Source organism: Candidatus Flexifilum breve (assembly GCF_016713355.1).
This window is the reverse complement of record NZ_JADJPI010000035.1, coordinates 505,819-523,140: the sequence shown is the minus strand read 5'-3', so window position 1 is coordinate 523,140 and position 17,322 is coordinate 505,819. Positions and strand designations below refer to the sequence as shown.

The 17,322-nt window shown below is 60.4% G+C and carries 16 protein-coding genes and 1 pseudogene; 7 read left to right on the top strand and 10 right to left on the bottom strand.

The genetic code is table 11. The features are described from left to right. The first annotated feature begins 58 nt into the window (after positions 1–58). The 3 genes from IPK17_RS25225 (at position 59) to IPK17_RS25215 (ending at position 2,983) form a co-directional block, all read left to right on the top strand. A complete protein-coding gene (locus IPK17_RS25225) occupies positions 59–1,429 on the top strand; it encodes a hypothetical protein (protein WP_343420460.1) in 1,371 nt (456 codons plus the stop codon). A gap of 1 nt (position 1,430) precedes the next feature. After that, complete coding sequence (locus tag IPK17_RS25220; RefSeq protein WP_343420459.1) at positions 1,431–2,396, top strand: DUF1385 domain-containing protein; 966 nt, start codon at positions 1,431–1,433, stop codon at positions 2,394–2,396. A gap of 146 nt (positions 2,397–2,542) precedes the next feature. Further along, positions 2,543–2,983, top strand: coding sequence for a hypothetical protein (locus tag IPK17_RS25215; RefSeq protein ID WP_343420458.1), 441 nt, complete (start codon positions 2,543–2,545; stop codon positions 2,981–2,983). Here the strand turns inward: IPK17_RS25215 and IPK17_RS41140 are convergent. From IPK17_RS41140 to IPK17_RS25205, 3 genes and pseudogenes are all read right to left on the bottom strand, one after another. After that, the gene (locus IPK17_RS41140; protein WP_502749416.1) at positions 2,955–3,080 is read right to left on the bottom strand and encodes a hypothetical protein; all 126 of its coding nucleotides are present in this window, start codon (positions 3,078–3,080) and stop codon (positions 2,955–2,957) included. The two genes, IPK17_RS25215 and IPK17_RS41140, sit on opposite strands and share 29 nt — an antisense overlap. A gap of 126 nt (positions 3,081–3,206) precedes the next feature. After that, positions 3,207–4,133: pseudogene (gene mutS / locus IPK17_RS25210) on the bottom strand (DNA mismatch repair protein MutS); the annotation flags it as partial. Beyond that, on the bottom strand, positions 4,031–5,563 hold the full coding sequence (locus IPK17_RS25205; protein ID WP_502749009.1) for a MutS N-terminal domain-containing protein: 1,533 nt from the start codon (positions 5,561–5,563) through the stop codon (positions 4,031–4,033). The gene IPK17_RS25205 and the pseudogene mutS, both read right to left, overlap by 103 nt. A gap of 108 nt (positions 5,564–5,671) precedes the next feature. Between IPK17_RS25205 and IPK17_RS25200 the strand changes: the two genes are divergently transcribed. Continuing rightward, positions 5,672–6,661, top strand: coding sequence for an ROK family protein (locus IPK17_RS25200; protein WP_343420456.1), 990 nt, complete (start codon positions 5,672–5,674; stop codon positions 6,659–6,661). A gap of 106 nt (positions 6,662–6,767) precedes the next feature. On the opposite strand, the gene IPK17_RS25195 is transcribed toward IPK17_RS25200, so the two are convergent. Then, positions 6,768–7,193 (bottom strand): hypothetical protein, encoded by a 426-nt coding sequence (locus IPK17_RS25195; protein WP_343420455.1) that lies wholly within the window; start codon positions 7,191–7,193, stop codon positions 6,768–6,770. A gap of 116 nt (positions 7,194–7,309) precedes the next feature. Here IPK17_RS25195 and IPK17_RS25190 point away from each other — a divergent pair, with 116 nt between their 5' ends. The 3 genes from IPK17_RS25190 to IPK17_RS25180 all read left to right on the top strand — a co-directional run bounded on the left by IPK17_RS25190 (position 7,310) and on the right by IPK17_RS25180 (position 11,772). Continuing rightward, positions 7,310–8,878: an ATP-binding protein gene (locus IPK17_RS25190; protein WP_343420454.1), complete on the top strand. Its 1,569-nt coding sequence runs from the start codon at positions 7,310–7,312 to the stop codon at positions 8,876–8,878. Positions 8,879–8,903: 25 nt separating this feature from the next. Next, positions 8,904–10,250 (top strand): CpXC domain-containing protein, encoded by a 1,347-nt coding sequence (locus IPK17_RS25185; protein ID WP_343420453.1) that lies wholly within the window; start codon positions 8,904–8,906, stop codon positions 10,248–10,250. Between the two features lie 121 nt (positions 10,251–10,371). Continuing rightward, positions 10,372–11,772, top strand: a complete 1,401-nt coding sequence (locus tag IPK17_RS25180; protein WP_343420452.1) for a hypothetical protein — start codon at positions 10,372–10,374, stop codon at positions 11,770–11,772. 54 nt (positions 11,773–11,826) lie between these two features. On the opposite strand, the gene IPK17_RS25175 is transcribed toward IPK17_RS25180, so the two are convergent. The 6 genes from IPK17_RS25175 to IPK17_RS25150 are packed head-to-tail and all read right to left on the bottom strand — an operon-like array spanning position 11,827 to position 17,031. Continuing rightward, complete coding sequence (locus IPK17_RS25175) at positions 11,827–12,750, bottom strand: hypothetical protein (protein WP_343420451.1); 924 nt, start codon at positions 12,748–12,750, stop codon at positions 11,827–11,829. Positions 12,751–12,760: 10 nt separating this feature from the next. Next, the gene (locus IPK17_RS25170; RefSeq protein WP_343420450.1) at positions 12,761–14,266 is read right to left on the bottom strand and encodes a hypothetical protein; all 1,506 of its coding nucleotides are present in this window, start codon (positions 14,264–14,266) and stop codon (positions 12,761–12,763) included. Continuing rightward, positions 14,242–14,907: a hypothetical protein gene (locus IPK17_RS25165; protein WP_343420449.1), complete on the bottom strand. Its 666-nt coding sequence runs from the start codon at positions 14,905–14,907 to the stop codon at positions 14,242–14,244. The genes IPK17_RS25170 and IPK17_RS25165 overlap by 25 nt, the downstream gene beginning before the upstream one ends. Next, positions 14,904–15,659: a class I SAM-dependent DNA methyltransferase gene (locus IPK17_RS25160; RefSeq protein WP_343420448.1), complete on the bottom strand. Its 756-nt coding sequence runs from the start codon at positions 15,657–15,659 to the stop codon at positions 14,904–14,906. The genes IPK17_RS25165 and IPK17_RS25160 overlap by 4 nt, the downstream gene beginning before the upstream one ends. A 9-nt stretch (positions 15,660–15,668) precedes the next feature. Continuing rightward, the gene (locus IPK17_RS25155) at positions 15,669–16,322 is read right to left on the bottom strand and encodes a DM13 domain-containing protein (protein WP_343420447.1); all 654 of its coding nucleotides are present in this window, start codon (positions 16,320–16,322) and stop codon (positions 15,669–15,671) included. A gap of 1 nt (position 16,323) precedes the next feature. After that, a complete protein-coding gene (locus tag IPK17_RS25150) occupies positions 16,324–17,031 on the bottom strand; it encodes a response regulator transcription factor (RefSeq protein ID WP_343420446.1) in 708 nt (235 codons plus the stop codon). Between the last annotated feature and the right edge of the window lie 291 nt (positions 17,032–17,322).

Here is a 17,322-nt window from a genome sequence, read left to right as displayed (position 1 = left end):
CTCAGCGATGAACGGACGAGGCATGCCTCGTCCCCACAGTTGCCTTTGGGTGATTGTGGTGCTGGTGGGAGTAGTGTTTATCTCCGGAACATTCGCCGTTCGGGCTGATGAACGTAACCCCTTTGGCATTATCGAGGGCTTTTGGGTGCCAGACGAGGCGTGTGTGCTCGGCGCAGGATGGGAGCGTATCATCTTTGATTGGGCGCAGCATCAGCCCGACAGCGGCGAAGACTGGTACACGCTCAACGTCGATGACCGCTGGCTGAAAGCCGCGAATCACTGCGGGCGCGAAGTGGTCGCGGTGATCAAGCATACGCCGGCCTGGGCGACCGACGGCACGCCCATGATCGGTGTGCCGCGCGGTCTGTACCTCCCGGTCGATGACCCGAATAACCTGTGGGCAAATTTCATTCGCCGCGCCGCCGAATACTATGACAGCCGGGGCGTCGAGCGTTTCATCATCTGGAATGAACCGGATATCGAGCCGGGCACTTACGGCTACGAATTTGAAGGCACCCTTGAAGATTACTACCAACTCCTGCGCGTCGCTTATCTGGCCGCTAAGCAGGCCAATCCCCGCGCGCAGATCAACATCGCCGGGACGACCTACTGGCACGACGTCAATGCGGGGCGGCGGCTGTATCTCGACCGCCTGCTCGAACGCATCTCCGCTGACCCGGAGGCGGCGGCCAACAACTACTATTTCGACGCGGTCAATCTGCACATCTACTTTCGCACCGAGACGGTCTACCAGATCGTAAGTGAGACGCGCGCGCTGCTGGATCGCTATGGCCTAACCGATAAGTCGATTTGGCTGGCGGAGACCAACGCCGCACCGAATCTCGATCCGGGCTGGCTCGTCCAGCGTCCGAACTGGCAGGTTGACCTCGAACAGCAGGCGGCTTATGTCGTCCAGGCGGCGGCGCTGGCGCTGGCGGCGGGCGCGGATCATATCGCCGTGTACAAGCTGTTCGATCAAGGTCTGCCGACTGGCGCGGAATCGTTCGGTATTCTGCGACCAGACGGCACCCGCCGTCCGGCGTTTGACGCCTGGCACATGGTGATCAACCGCTTCAGCGATGCGACGAGCGGAACCTTTACGCGTTCCGCTACAGCCGATGTGGTGCGCCTGGCGCATACGAGCGGCCTCGAAACGTGGGTGGCATGGGCGCGGACAGACGTGCCGACGCAGATCACCATCACCGCCACATCGGATAAAGCCTATTTGATCGACCAAACTGGTAGTATCATGGGCATACGCCCGTTCAACGGCGTCTATACGCTGTCTTTACCGGCTGCCCGCTGCAACCGTGTCGATGGCTGTGCCGTCGGCGGTCACGCTGCGCTGTTGGTGCAGGGGGCAGGCGCAACCATCGTTCACGAGATGACGCCAGCAGGACTTGTGCCGCTGGTAGGGGAGAGTAGTTAACTTGAGCAGCACACCAAAACCATTTTCGTATGGCGGGCAGGCCGTGATCGAAGGCGTGATGATGCGTGGCGCGCACAAATTCGCGGTCGCTGTGCGCAACCCGCAGGGCAAAATCGTCATCCACGAAGAACCGCTGAATGCGGCGCTCTACCGCGGTCGGATTGCCAAAACGCCGTTCGTGCGCGGGTTGGTCGGCCTGTGGGATGCGCTCGGGTTGGGCACGCGCGCGCTGATGTGGTCAGCGGATGTCGCAATCAAAGAAGACGAAGAGGATACGACCAGTTTCTCCGGCCCGGTCGCGGTTGGGACGATTGCGGTGTCGCTGCTGTTCAGCATTGGGCTGTTCTTCATTCTGCCGACGGCGGCGGCGAGCGGAATTGACACGTTGCTCGGCTGGCAGGATGTTCCCTTCCTTGTGAATTTAACCGAAGGCGTCATTCGTCTGCTGCTGCTGCTGGCCTATCTCTCGCTGATTTCGCTCATGCCCGATGTCAAGCGCTTGTTTGGCTATCACGGCGCGGAACACAAGACGATCAACGCGTACGAAGCGGGTGCGGAACTGACGCCCGAAGTCGTCGCCAAATACCCGATTGAACATCCGCGCTGCGGCACCGCGTTCTTGCTGACAGTGTTTCTGGTGAGCGTGGTCGTGTTCGGTTTGCTGGGGCGTCCCTCGTTCATCTGGTTGGTGATTTCACGCATTCTACTCGTCCCGGTGATTGCGGGCATCTCGTACGAGATCATTCGCTTCACGGCGAAGAACCTGCACAACCCGATCATCCGCATTCTGATCATCCCGAACCTCGCGCTGCAGCATCTGACCACGCGCCAGCCCGATCTGCAAATGATCGAAGTGGCGATTGCATCTTTCAAGCGCGTGCTGGTGTCGGAGAGTCTGTTGAGTGAAACGGAAGCGCCCCCGGTGACGGATGTGGTGACTGAAGCTGCTCCCGCGCCCGGCGATTAAAACGTCTGCCCGCGTACCACAGCAACGGGCAGTGAAGTTGCTGTGGTACCAATTGCCCTCGCTGATTGAAAACGAAATTGGAAACGTTTGCAGAAAACTCAGTATAATGATCGCAGGCCATCATATGTGACTGAGGTGACTGCATCGTGCCAATTCATGTCTCCTGGGGAAACGCTGAGAAGACTTATACGTGCTTCACGTACACGGGTAACTGGACATGGGCCGAGTACTATCAGTCGATTGAGCAAGGGTATGCGCTGACAAAAGATCTGCCGCACACCATTAACATCTTGCTCGACCTCTCTGAAGCGCGCCTGTTTCCGACTGGGTTGCTCACCAATATCCAGTCGTCAATGGAGCATCCACCGCGGCAGTTCACCGTTGCCGCAATCGTTTCCACTTCGCCGTATGTCATGACCGTCGCCAACATGATTGACCGCGTCTATGGGCGGCAAGTGACGCAGTTCAAGATTTTCAAGACGCGCGCCGAGGCCGAAGCGTATTTGGCCGAGTATGACCGCACGCCGAACGCGCTTCCGAAATCGGCGAGTGTCCCGGCTACTTCTCTTCCGCCGCCAAGCGTTTGAGTTCGTACAGCTTCGTCAGCGCCTCGATGGGGCTGAGATCATCGACTTTGAGATCCCGCAGGGCGCTGAGCGCGGGGTTCGGCGAGTCGTCGAACATCTTCAACTGTCCGGGGTTCTGGCGCTTCTTCTTGAGCGATGGGTGCTCAAAGTTATTGCCAGTTTCTTCTAGCTGCTTGAGCAGTTCGCGGGCGCGTTCCACCACGGGACGCGGCATGCCCGCCAACTGCGCCACATGTACACCATAACTGCGATCTGCGCCCCCCGCCAGCACCTTGTGCAAGAACACCACCTGTTCGCCTTCTTCGGTCACACCAACGTTGAAATTGCGCGCGCGCGGCAGGATGTTCGGCAGTTCGGTCAGTTCGTGATAGTGCGTGGCGAACAACGTGCGGCAGTTGAGCCGCGGGTGATTGTGGAGGTATTCGATCACCGCGCGGGCAATCGCCAAGCCGTCATACGTCGATGTGCCGCGCCCAACTTCATCCAAAATCAGCAGGCTGCGGCGTGTGCTGCCGGAAAGCAGACGTGCAGTCTCGACCATTTCGACCATGAAAGTGCTGTAGCCTGCGTGGATTTCGTCTTGCGCGCCGATGCGGGCGAAGATGCGATCCACCAGCCCGATCACCGCTTCGTCGGCGGGCACGAATGAGCCGATCTGCGCCATGAGCGTGATGATCGCCACCTGCCGGATATAGGTCGATTTCCCGGACATGTTTGGCCCGGTGATGATGTGGATGCGTGACATGCTGTCGAAGCGCGTGTCGTTGGGGATGTAGCGCGCGCCACCGTCGAGCATGCGTTCGACCACCGGATGACGGCCATCCTTGACGATGAGCAGATCATCTTCGGTGAGGGTCGGGCGGCAGTAACCCTCGCGCACCGCAACTTCCGCCAGTGACAGGAACGCGTCGAGGTGCGCCAATGAACGCGCCGTGTTCAGCAGACGATCCGCGGACTCGCAGAACTGGTAGCACAAATCCTCGAAAATGCGCTTCTCCACGGCGAGGATCTGTTCCTCGGCGTTGAGCACGAGCGTTTCGTACTCTTTCAGCTCTGGTGTGATGTAGCGCTCCGCGTTGACGAGCGTTTGCTTGCGGATGTAATCCTCAGGAACGCGGCTCGTTTGCCCGCGCGAGACCTCGATGTAATAGCCGAAGACCTTGTTGAAGCCGACTTTGAGCGTCGGAATCCCGTACGTTCTTTCTCTTTGGGTTCCAGATTGGCGATCCATTCGCGGGCGTCGCGCGTGGCGTTGAGAATGTCATCCAATTCCTGCGCGAAGCCGGGGCGAATGATGCCAATCGTCTCTTTGATGACGGCGGGGGCATCCTCCGAAATCGCCGCCTCGACCTGTTCGCGGATGTGGTCGCACGGGTCGAGGCGCTGCGCGAGCGGTTCAAGCTGAGGCACTTTGGTGATCAACTCACGAATCGGCGCCACCGCTTCAAGGCTTTGCCGCAGCGCCAGCAGGTCGCGCGGACCGGCACGCCGGATGAGTAAGCGATTGGTCAGGCGTTCAAGGTCAGAGACGAGGCGCAGATAGTCGCGGATTTCTGTCCTCAGCACCTGATCGCTGGTGAGGGATTCCACCGCATCCAAGCGCGCGTTCAAACGCGGCAAGTCGAGCAGGGGCTGGCTGATCCAGGTGCGCAGCAGGCGCGCGCCCATCGCCGTGACCGTTCGGTCGAGCACGCTGAGCAGGCTGCCTTTACTGGAACGCGAACGCACTGTCTCTGTCAGTTCAAGGTTGCGCCGTGTGAACTGGTCGAGCACCATGAACGACGCCGTCGTGTACGGGCGCACCGTGGCGATTTGCGCCAGATTGCCGCGCTGCGTATCGCTCAGGTAGTGAAGCGCGGCACCCGCGGCGCACACGGCATAGGGCATCTCGGCGAGGCCAAAGCCATCCAGCGTTTTGACGCCGAAATGCCCGGTCAGCACGGTCTGCGCTTGCCCGAATTCGAAACGCCAGTCGGCAATTGGCGTGAGCGACACGCCCGGCGGCAGCGTGACGCCCCGATCCACCCAACTGGCGGGCATAATCACTTCGCGCGGGGCGAGGCGTGCTAGTTCTTCGAGCACGAGCACGGCGGCATTGTCGCTTTCGAGCTGCGTACACGCGAACTCGCCCGTCGAAATGTCCGCGTAGGCAATGCCCGCTTTCGACCACTGGCTCGCTTCGCCGACCGGGAAGATCGCCATGAGGTAATTCGGCTGGTTTTCGGCGAGCAGTTCGGGTTCGACGACGGTGCCGGGAGTGACGACGCGCGTGACTTCGCGTTCGACGAGCCCTTTGCCGTTCGGCTCAGTGACTTGCTCGCAAATCGCGACATGGTAGCCTTTTTCGATCAAGCGGGCGATGTAGGCGTCAATCGCGTGGTGGGGGACGCCCGCCATTGGCACGCGTTGATCGCGTGAGACCGGACGGCTCGTCAGCACGAGATCGAGCTCGCGCGCGGCGACCTCCGCGTCTTCATCAAACGTCTCGTAAAAGTCGCCTAAGCGAAAGAACAGAATCGCGCCAGGGTACTGGCGCTTGATGTCAAGATATTGCTGACGCAAAGGCGTGGTTTGGGACATTGCTGTACTCGCGGTAACACGGCAAAATTAGTACATATTGTCGATATGAACAGTTATTCTAACAGGCGCGCCTCGCCTGTTACAACTGTGCAGGAAAAGTGAGCGAACATGAACGAATGCATCATTGGTGTTGATCTCGGCGGAACGCGCCTGCGGGTGGCGCAGGTCGACCGCGAGATGAACATTGTCGACCGCAAAGAGATCCTCACGCTGGCATCGCAGGGGTCGGAGAGCACAATTGAACGCATGAAAGAGATGATCCGGCAGATGCTGCCGAGCGATCCGAACACGCATGTCGCCGGGATCGGCATTTCCGCGCCGGGGCCGTCGAATCCGAATACCGGCGTGGTGGTCGCGCCGCCTAATCTCCCCGGTTGGCATAACGTCCCGCTCGTGCAGATTTTGCAGAAGGAATTCGGTTATTCGACCTACCTCGGCAATGACGCGAATGTGGCGGCGCTGGCGGAAATCGCGCGGGGTGCGGCGCGCGGCTTCCGCCATGTGATCTTCATTACGGTCAGCACTGGGATTGGCGGCGGCGTGGTGAGCGATGGGCGTCTGCTGCTTGGCAAGGATGGGTTGGGTGCCGAACTCGGCCATATTCAGATGATTGTGGACGGTGACCGCGTCTCCTCGTTGGAACGCGAAGCGGCTGGCCCGGCGCTGGCGCGTAAGGCCGTCGCCGCGATGGAAGCCGGACAAACGTCGATGATGCGCGACATAGTCCACGGTGACCTGACGCAGGTCAACGGCAGCACGGTCGGCAAGGCCGCGGTGCAGGGCGACAAACTGGCGCTGGCGATTGTCGAACGCGCGGGCTTCATCCTCGGCCTGGGCATGGTGACGTTCCTGCACGTGTTCAATCCGGAAATCATCGTACTCGGCGGCGGCGTGAGTACGCTTGGCGACCTGTTGTTCAACCCCATGCGCGACGCGATCAAGAAACATGCGCTGGACAGCTCCTACTGGCAAGACCTCGAAATCCGCCCGGCGGAATTGGGCGAGAACGTCAGCCTCGTCGGCGCGGCGGCGCTGGTCGTGACGAAGGGCGGCATGGAAGACGTGGGCGCGGTTGCGCACAAGCTCGACAAACCATAGTAACCGAGTAAAGTAGGTTCTCGAAAGAAACCCACGAACAGATGTAGGGGCGCACCTGTGTGTGCGCCCGAAACGGGCAGACACGTAGGTCTGCCCCTACACTTAGTCATTTCTTCCGGAACTGGGAGTCGGCTTTGCGGTCGATAGTCTTTTCGGGCTTGAAGCGCAGGCATGACCAGGTGTCATCCAGCGAAACGTTCGACACCGGGCCATAATCCGCCCCGTAGACCGTCTCCCAACCGAAATCGCGCGTCACATCCGTCTTGATGCCGCTCGACTTCTTGGGGTAGGTGAACCACAGCACACCGCCCGGCTGCAGCGCCGCGATCGCGTCCAGCGCCTGTGTTTCGATGTCCTTGCGGCTGCGTACGAACACCTGCACGAAATCGTACACGCCGCGCACTTCCTCGACGATGCTCACGCGTTCCGGCAGCGGCTGCAGCCCCTCCAGATAGCTCTCGGGCGCGTTGAGGATGACGGCGCGATACCCCGGTTTTAAGCTCAGTTTTTGAGCGAGTGTTTTCTCAGCCATAATCGTCACCTGAAGAATTAGAATATGTGTTCTAGTATATAAGAACCGTATAGGAAATTGCAAATTAGAGACGTGGCTGATTGAAGCGCGTTGCGTCCTATGTTACAATGCCGCGCATGTTAATGCTGCTTGACTACCGCGTCCGCCAGCGCGATTTTCTGCTCGAAATTTCGCGGGCCATCACCGCTCAACTTGATTTGAGCGAGGTGTTGAAGCGCGTCTTGAACGCGTCGGTCGTGATGCTCGGCGGCACGGTTGGTTTGATCACCTTACGCGATGTGGCCGGGGATTATCGCATTCGCGCGACGGTTGGTATCGACAGCGAGCGTTACCCCGAACTCAACGAGCAGCTCAGCAAGATCTTTGAACTGGAGATGCCTGCCTTCGACGCGCTCGATGCGCAGCTCCGCGAAATGGCGGCGCTGTTGGATAAGCGGTTGCGCCAGTCGTTCGCGCTGCCGCTGGTGTTCGCGGGCGAACCACTCGGCTTGCTGGTGGTGTTTCGCTCGGTCGTGACGACGGCAACACCCGATGATATTCAGGTACTGCAAAGTTTCGCCGATCAGGCGTCGATTGCGGTGCACAATGCACAGCTCTATGAGCGCATTGACCACGAGCGCAAACAGCTCGCGGCGATTGTGCAGTACAGCGCGGACGGCGTGATGATCCTCGATGCGCGTGGGCGCATCGTATCGTTCAACCACGCGCTGGAACGCATGACTGCGTGGCACGCTGACGACGCTATCGGGCTCGATTACGACGAAGTCTTCGAATGGAAACGGCGCGACAGTACCGACCTTAAAGAGGCGCTGGAGCACGGCTATCCGTTCACCGATGTCAACGGTGCGAACAACAAAACGTTATATGTCGAGGGGGATCTGCTCCGTCGCGATGGCATGTCCATCAGCATTGGCATTCTGTATGCGCCGCTGCTTTCGGCGGATGGTCACCTGACCAACATCATCGCTAACGTGCGCGATATCACCAACTTCCGCAAGGCGCAGGAGATGCAGAACGTCTTCATCTCCACCATTTCGCACGAACTGAAGACCCCCGTCGCGCTCATCAAAGGCCATGCGGCGACGCTGCGCCGCGAAGATGTCGATTGGGACACGGAGGTCGTGCGCGAGTATTCCGGCGTCATCGAAGAGGAAGCGGATCGGCTCAACGTGCTGATCGAAAATTTGCTCACGACGAGCAAAATCCACGCGCAGCGGCGCTTGGAACTGAATCTCGACGATGTGCGTTTGAATCACGTCTGCGCGAGCGCTGCTGAGCGTTTCAGCACACAGACGCGCAAGCATACGTTGATTGTTGATTTCCCGGACGATTACCCCGTCATTCAGGCGGACGAGCAGCGTCTCCGTCAGGTGATTGACAACCTGCTGAGCAATGCGATCAAGTATTCGCCCGAGGGCGGTGAAATCCGCGTGGGCGGCTATTTTACCGATGACACGGTGAGCGTGTTCGTCAAAGATCAGGGCGTCGGTATCAGCGAAGCTGATCAGGAGCGCGTGTTTGAGCGCTTCTTCCGCGTGGATGGTAAACTGAGCCGCCGCACGCAGGGAACAGGGTTGGGGCTGTTTCTCGCACGGTCCATCGTCGAAGCGCACGGCGGGCAAATCACCGTCGAAAGTCAGCCGGGAAAAGGATCCACGTTTACCTTCACATTACCGCAGCAATAACCACTTCTAGTTCTGGAGATAACTCTTGGCTCGACAAATGAATATCCAATGCCCAAACTGCCGGAATCCGATTACGGCAGTGGTCGAATCGGTCATCGATGTCACGTCCGATCCGCAAGCTAAAGCCCGCTTCCTCAGCGGACGGCTGAACGCTGTCACGTGCCCGAATTGCGGCACGCCCGTGAACATCGCCACGCCGATTTTGTACCACGACGGGAGCAAAGAGCTGCTGCTGGTGTATGTGCCGATGGAAACGCCGCTCCCCAAGCAGCAGCAGGAGAAGGTCATCGGCGAGCTGATGAAGGAACTGACTTCCAAGCTGCCGAAAGAGGCGATGAAGGGGTATTTGTTCAACCCCAAGCAGGCGCTCACTTTGCAAGGCATGATGGATACGATTTTGCAGGCCGACGGCGTCACGCCCGAAATGATGAACGAGCAGCGTGACCGTGTGCGTTTGATCGAGACCTTCATGTCGACACCCGCCGATCTGCTTGAATCGGTGGTACAGCAGAACGACGCCAAAGTCGACGCGCAGTTCCTGCAAACGATGTCGCTCATGGCGCAGCGCATGGTCCAGGAGAATCGCCCGGACCTCGCCGAGCAGGTGCTCGCCGTGCAGGAACGTGTAGCGACTTATTCCAGCTTCGGGCAGACGCTGCTGGAGGAGAACCGCCAGCAGGAAGAGATCGTGCGCGAAGTGGCGACCGAACTGCAGGCGCTCGGCAATGGGGCGACCCGCGCCGATTTCATCGAGCTGGCGCTGCGCTACGGCGCGGACGCCAACCGCTTACAGGCGCTGGTTGGTTTGGCGCGACCGGCGTTCGATTACCAGTTCTTCACCGAGTTTACGACCCGCGTGGGCAGCGCGCCCGCCGATCAACGTGACTATATGGAATCGGTACGCGAACAGCTCGTGCAGCTCACACAGTTGGTCGACCAGCAGCAGCAGATGGTCGTGCAGGAGGCGGCACAGCTCTTGCAGCAGCTCGTCAACAGTCCGGATGTCGACGCCGCGGTGGAAGAGAATATGCCGTATCTCGACGATACATTCATGGCGGTGCTCTCTGCCAACATCCAGGAAGCGCAGCGCACGGGCAACATTCAAATGTCCGCGCGGCTGAAGCAGGTCTACGACCGCGTGGTGGCCGCGCTGCGCGATAACATGCAGCCGGAACTGCGCTTCATCAACGATTTGCTCTCGCAGCCGGAAGCCGAGGCACGTAAAGCGCTGGCTGAACAAGCAGCTGATTTTGGCCCGGTGCTCATCGAGATGATGGATGCCGTGCACGAGATTTTGTCGTCGCGCGGTGAGGCGGAACTGCTGGAGAAACTCGCGACGCTGCGGCAGGACGCAGTGCAAGCGCTTCAATGACGCTGAACCTACGATTTTCCTACGCTATGGAAAATCGGTCGAAAGTGATGTAATCTTCATGACCGGATTACCTGTAAGGGTAGTCCGGTTTTTTGTTCGAAGATTTAGAGGATAATCCCACATGCCACGACGCATTCAATTTGCCAGCGCGCTGCTGCTTCTCGTGCTGGTTGCGCTGTTCTCGATGACGCCGATGACGGCGACCCAAGCGCAGACCGGCCCTACGCCGACCCCTAACGATCCCCTTTGGCGCGCTTTTTCGGCGGCGCGCACCGCAGTTGAAGAGAAGTTCAACGTCGACTTGACGATTGTCCAGAATTACTCGTTTGAAGAAGTCGAATTCGTCAACGGGATTGACGATTGCGTAGCGCTCGAAGACCCGACGACGGCTCGCAGCCTGTATTTCGGCTGGCGCTTCGTCATCACCGCGCTGGATGGCCGCCAATTTGAAGGCCGTACCAGCTTCGACACAACAATTGTGACCGCGTGCGATCAGGTAACGGCTCCGTCGGCACCCGAAGCAACCGCGGCTCCGGGCGCGGCTGGTCTGCCGGCTCCGGTGGCGGGCGCGGGGGCGACAGGCGCCTTTGAATTGGGCGGTCACGTCCTCGGCTTGAGCACGAACACGGTCAATGCGGCGCGCCGCGCTGGTATGTCGTGGGTCAAGCATCAGGTGCGGTACGCGGCGGGCGCTGACCCGAGCGGTGTCGCCAACCTGATCAATGGCGCGCACCAGAATGGCTTCAAGGTGCTGCTCGGCATCGTTGGTGATCCGGCGGCGCTCGGCGCCAGCTTTGACTCGTATGTCGCGGGCTTCGCGACCTACCTCGGCGGTGTCGCGGCGCTCGGCGCGGATGCCATCGAAGTGTGGAATGAACCGAACATCGACCGTGAATGGCCGGCTGGCCAGATCAACGGCGGCAGCTACACGCGCATGCTGGCGGCGGCGTTCAACGCCATCAAGGCGCGCAACCCGAACACCATCGTGATCAGCGGCGCTCCGGCTCCGACAGGCTTCTTCGGCTCGGCGGGCTGTGGCACTGGCGGCTGCAACGACGATACGTTCATGCAGCAGATGGCGGCGGCGGGCGCGGCGAACTACATGGACTGCGTTGGTCTGCACTACAACGAAGGCATCATCGCGCCGAGCCAGACCAGCGGTGATCCGCGTGGTGGTTACCCGACCTACTACTTCCAGTCGATGCTGGGCCGCGGCCTCGCACCGTTTGGCGGCAAACCGGCCTGCTTCTCCGAACTCGGCTACCTGAGCCCCGATGGTTTCAGCGCGCCGCTGCCTGCGAACTTCGCGTGGGGTCAAAATACCTCGGTCGCCGAACAGGCGTCGTGGTTGGCTGATGCGGCGACCCGCGCCGCGCAAAGTGGTCGCGTGCGTTTGATGATTGTGTGGAATGTAGATTTCACGCTGTATACGGCTGACGATCCGCAGGGTGGTTACGCGATGATCCGTCCGGATGGTTCGTGCCCCGCGTGCGACGCGCTCGGCACGGTCATGCGCCGCTGACCCAAAGTAATCCGCTTGTGAAGGGGCAAGGCACGCCTTGCCCCTACAGACAAATCAATCACCGGCTATCGGGAGCGTTTCTGCGTCGAGTTCATATCGGCGGAGGCGCTCCTGATATTTTCTGAGGATCGGATGCCCGTGATCGTTGAAGTGCCCTTTGACGTGTTCGGCATCGATCTGCGCGGCGCTGGTGGGCTGGTGCAGCTCCCGCGCAAAACGCCGCGATTTTCGCTTAAACTCCCACTGTTCTAGTCTGTCCCCCACTGCGCCGCCCAAAAGCGCTTCAGCCAGCCGTTTTAGCGCATTCCACCCCCGTCCGGCGGCAGGCTCGGGCTGCGGATAGAAGGGCGCCTTAGCATTTGGTAGATACGCGGTGACCCAACCATTGGCCGCGCGCAGCGCCGAATAAATGCCGGTGTCATAGAGCGGAATCATCTGCGTGATTTCGCGCGCCATGAACAGGTCGCGCCGGGTTTGTTCGAGCGCCGTGGCCGCGAGCACGTAATTGGGGCAGATCACAATGCCGCGGAGCTTAACCCAGCGTACCAGCAGAATCGAGCAGGCGCGCGCCAACCACACGCGATTCGGCGTTGTGACCAGCAGATAGTCGAGGTCGTCGGCCAGCCCAGCCGGATTGCGCAGCGCCAGCGCCCCGGTCAGCGCGACCATCCGTACGAAGGGCAGGCGCGCCAGCCACACGCCGTAGCGCTGCGCCTGTTCCCAGAGCTGCGCGGCGACTCGGTCGCGTTCCTGGCGCAGGGGAATGAGGTCGCGGCGGTGGCCGCAAACGACATAGCCCGCCTCGACGGTGAGGATGGAACGTAAATAGGTTGAGTGTTCGAGCGTGTGGACAAGTTCAGGGTAGGGGACAGGCTGATCCGCGATCAGGAAATGGTGGATTTCCGGTACGGTGAGCGCAAAGTCAAAGACATCTCCATACAGCACCGTGCGCAAGATCGCGGATTCAGTCGGGGTCACGTGGTGCCTTTCAGTCCCATTCCCACAGCCAGAGGTTCGTATAACTGCACGATGTGTTGAGGGCTTCAAAGTTGACGACGGCGATCCCCACCTGACCTTCGCGCGGTGGGTCGTCGACGGTGCCGACGTACTGGCGGTCAATATAGAAATAGAGTGTATTGTCGTCTGCGATGATGAGCAAGTGATGCTGACCCTGACCGAGCCCTTCGCGTGTTCCGTACAGGCCGGGGAGGAAGTCTTCGCCGTCGCGTTCGGAGATGCCATAACCCCCGCGTTGATCGATGTAGGCAAGGGTGTAGTGGGTCTCATCGGTGAAGCGGAAGACGATGCCGCAGCCGACGTCACCGCTCGGCGTGCCGCCCTGCATATTGACCGTGCCCCCGAGCGCGAAATTCGTGTAATTCGTCCCCCGACCGAGCATCAAGCGGTTGATGCCGGGGCGCGCGAACTGTACGGAGCTTTCCGGTAGGGTCAGCGACATGACGCCATCCGGCGCGATCAAGTTCTGGCGTTTGAGCGCCATGACCAAGCCGGTACCTTCGGCGAGTGGGATTTCGTTCGGGATGAGCCGCGCGCCGTTGACTTCTACGGGCGTCGTGATCACCAGATTGTCGAACTGCGCCGTGGTGGTGCTGGTGAGCGATGAGGTTGTGCCAATGGATAAGCCGACGGTTCCGCCTTCGGTCAGCGTGGCATCGTTGGCGCTGCCGACATACGCGGTGTTGTAGAAGAAGTCAAAGCCGACTCCATTCGCCATGAAACCGAGCGTGAAAGTCGGTTCGCCCGCAAGGATACTCGGATGCCCTGTCCAGTCGCGCAGCACAGTCGCGGTGCCGTCGGCATAGCGCGAGAAGCGCCACAACCCCTGCGCACTGATCTCGTACAGATAATAGGAATTGCCCTGCCGCCGCGCCGTGATGCCTGCCGTCCAACCGGATGGATTGGTCACCTCAATCACGTCGACCTGCGCCATGAAGTTGGCTGGCGCTGCGACATCAGTGTTCTGCGCGGTTCCGGTAGCGCGTACGCCCTCCACCGACATCGACAGAATATTACTCGAACGGGTCGCCTGTGCGTCGTCTGGGCTGTCCCAATCGCTCCCACTGAAGTCTTCGATGGTGAGCGGATTGCCGTAGCCGGGGAGCAGGGTGAGTGCGTAGTCGCCCGCGCTCCCCTCAAAGCCGGTTACGGTGACCGTGTAGGTTTCGGTGCGCGGCAGGGTGACGGCTTCGAGCAGGGCGTCAGGGCTATCGGGATAGGCGTAGTCATCGTTGCTGTACAGCGGTCGTCCGGCCTGATCACTCAGGGACAGGATCGGGTCAAGCTCCGGCGATTCAGCCTGCGCGATGAGCGACACGACCGCGCCGCTCTGCGCGCTGAAGGTAAATGTCTGCGAACCGCCCGCGGGCACACTGCCGGACATCTCCACGTAGGGTGTGAGAATCGTCTGCGCGCGGACGCCCACGAAGGGGATCAGCGCCGCGATGAAGATCAAGAAGATTTTGAGTCGAGCCATTCGGGATACTGCGCCTTCAGGCGGGCATAATAGGTCAGGAAGTCGTCGGCGGACATTTCGCCGCCATGCGACCAGCGGTGATTTTCGGCTTCACGCAGTCGTCGCTGCTCACCCGCGAGGCGCAAGTCTTCGCGTTCGCCCGCGGCCGCTTTGGAGCTGGCAAGTTTGGCGAAACGCTCGGCGTCCGCGAATGCTTCGACCTGTTTGGGCGAGAAGAATGTGTACACGGGGACGTAGGTGTCTTCGAAATAGACCGCACAGGCGAACACAGAGTGGCCTTTGGGCACGCGGGCGCGCTTGGTCACCGTGAAGCGCCACAGCGCCACTTGCGCCGGGTCTTCAGAGAGGATTTCGCCCTCGACCGTGCCTTTGCGCTTGAGGCGCACACCGTCCGCATCGACTTCAACCACCCGCCCACTCGTCCAGCGGCCCTGAAGGTAGCGTTCGAGCACCGCTGTGATCCCCCATGCGCCCGCAGAGGCGAGAAAAACGGCCAACAGATTGAAGCCGGCGTCGGCGATCACGCTGCTGAACACGAGGAACAGGATCGCCCACGAGGTGATGAACGCAACAATCACGGTCGCGCGCAGCGCCGAGTGTTCTTTGTCAAGCTGGACGACGAGTTTTTCGAACTGGCTCACACCGACTCCGGTTTTTGTGCGAAGAAGACGACACGCCCCGCCCGCATTGCGGTGGGGTCAAACTGCTGCATCTGTTCAGTCATGAGCGCCATTATGCCGAAACCCGCGCGTCCTAGCAAGGCGTTGACCACCTGAATCGGGAAACCGCGCAGGGTACGCGTCGTACTCCAGCGCCGCCACAGGTAACCCGCTCGCTCGAAGACGGTGTATTGGGCAATGTTGGCGAGGCGTTCATGGTCGAATTCTTCAGCGCGGAGGACAGTCAAGTCATCCGTATCAAGTATGTAGCTGAGCGGGGTCCGCTGCGCCAGACCTTCAATGGTGTGCAGGTCGAAGACGAACAGCTTACCGGGCGCGAGCGCTTTGAAGACGGCGCCGAAGACCATTTCCAGATCGCGCAGGCTGTTCAGCTCATTGAGCGTATCCAGCGAGAGCACGAGATCAATGTCGTGGAGATCATCCAGCGCCCGCATATCACCTTGCAGCCAGCGCAAACCGACGCCCGAGCTGGCGATCGATTTCTGCGCGAGTGTGAGCATCGCCGACGAGAGGTCGATGCCGACCGTGCTAAATTTGTTCGCCGTCAGCCAGCGGACGCTGGCGCCCGTGCCGCAGCCGAGATCGACGACCCGCCGACCCGCCCAATCCTGAGCTTGGGCGAAGGCGATGATCTGTGGCGTCACGATTTCAGCAAAACCGGATAAGCCCAAGCGGTCGTAAACCGGGGCGAGCGCGGCGTAGTCGTCAGTCATGCTCGGTTTTTACCCAACGCGCACGAACAGCGGCGCATACGTGTAGATCAGGTCGAGTTGGGGGCTGTAGATCACTACACTGCGCACCAGCGTGAGATCGACACTGGAGGGCAGCACATAGTTCTGGTTGCCAATCGCGCCACGCAGTTCCCCAACTTCGACCGCTGTCTCTTCGGCCAGCATCTCTTCGGAGGTCGCTGGTTCGGAGGCGGGCGAAAGATAGACGCGAGCATCGGGCGCGTTGGGCATGGCGAAGTCTTCGAAGCGCATGAGCAAACTGTTATCAGCTTGCTGGAAGATGGTCGCCGTCCCGCGTGCTGAGCGAATGGCGTCCAGCGTCAAGAAGGTGCCGGTCGCCGCCGTGATCGGCGCGTTTAGCTCTGGCATTTCCTGATCATCTTCGGGGGCGGCGCGGCGGGGCTGGAGGGCTGCGACCAGCATCGCCAGTGCTTGCTCGGGCTCGGTTTGGCGCAGATTCAGGTAGGCGCGCTGCTGTTCGGGCGGTAAGCTGAGGAACTCATCTTGCAGATCAAGCGCGAGACCGGGAAAGGCGATCTCTTGCACGGCGGCGTCTTGCTGTACGAGCGGCTGCCAGAAGGGGAACGTGTAGGTGGCGACCACAAGGATCGCCCCAATGAACAACAATAAGAGGCGTAAACGCATACTACGGACGCTTCAGCGGCATGATGTAGCCCTGACCGGGCACTGTGACCACATAGGACGGGTGGCGGGGATTCTCTTCTAGTTTCTGGCGCAGGCGGGAGATATTCACGCGCAGCACCGAGTAATCGCCTTGATACTGCTCACCCCATACGGCGTGCAGCAGCTCATCATGACTGACGACCTCGCCCGCGTTGCGCATCATCGTGACGAGGATGCCGTATTCGACGGGCGTCACCTGCAGTCGCTTGCCGCGAATGCTCGCCTGCCGCCGTGCCATATCGAGCTCGAGATGGCGGACGTTCAGCTTGGGATCGGGTATCGGCGTCCAGCCCACGCGGCGCAAGAGTGCCATCACCCGCGCGAGAAGTTCTTCTTGCGAGAAGGGCTTCCCCATATAGTCGTCTGCGCCCTGTTCGAGTGCCACAACTTTGTCGCGTTCCTGCGTTTTCCCACTGATGACGATCAAAGGGAGAAATGAACTGGCACGCACCTGCTTGAGGACATCCAGCCCCGACATATCGGGCAAGCCGAGGTCGAGTAGGACGAGGTCTGGCTGCTGCGCCGTGATTTCGTTCAGCGCGATCTCACCGCTGTCGGCAGTCGCCGTCGTATAGCCCGCAGTTTCAAGGAAGATGCTGACCATCTCCGCCGTATCTGCGTCGTCCTCTACGATTAGAATGTGTCGATTTTGCTCAGTTGCTGTCAACATAACATTTCTCGCAATACAGATTACGAGTTTGGAACATGAAACAAGACTAGTGTAATTAAATCACGGATTGGAGGGAAAAAGCAAACGCCAGTTTCCGACGTAAACAGAAAACCCGCCATCAGGACGGGTTCCACTGGGTCTATAAATGTGGGCGTTGGGCGGCCCTGGGCCGGGGCGGGGCCGCGGGGCCCGCCCCCGGCGGGGGCGCGGGCGCGGCGGCGGCGGCGCCCCGGCCCGGCGGGGGCCCGGGGGGGGGGCGGCGGGGGGGGGGGGCGGGGGGCGCCCGGGGCC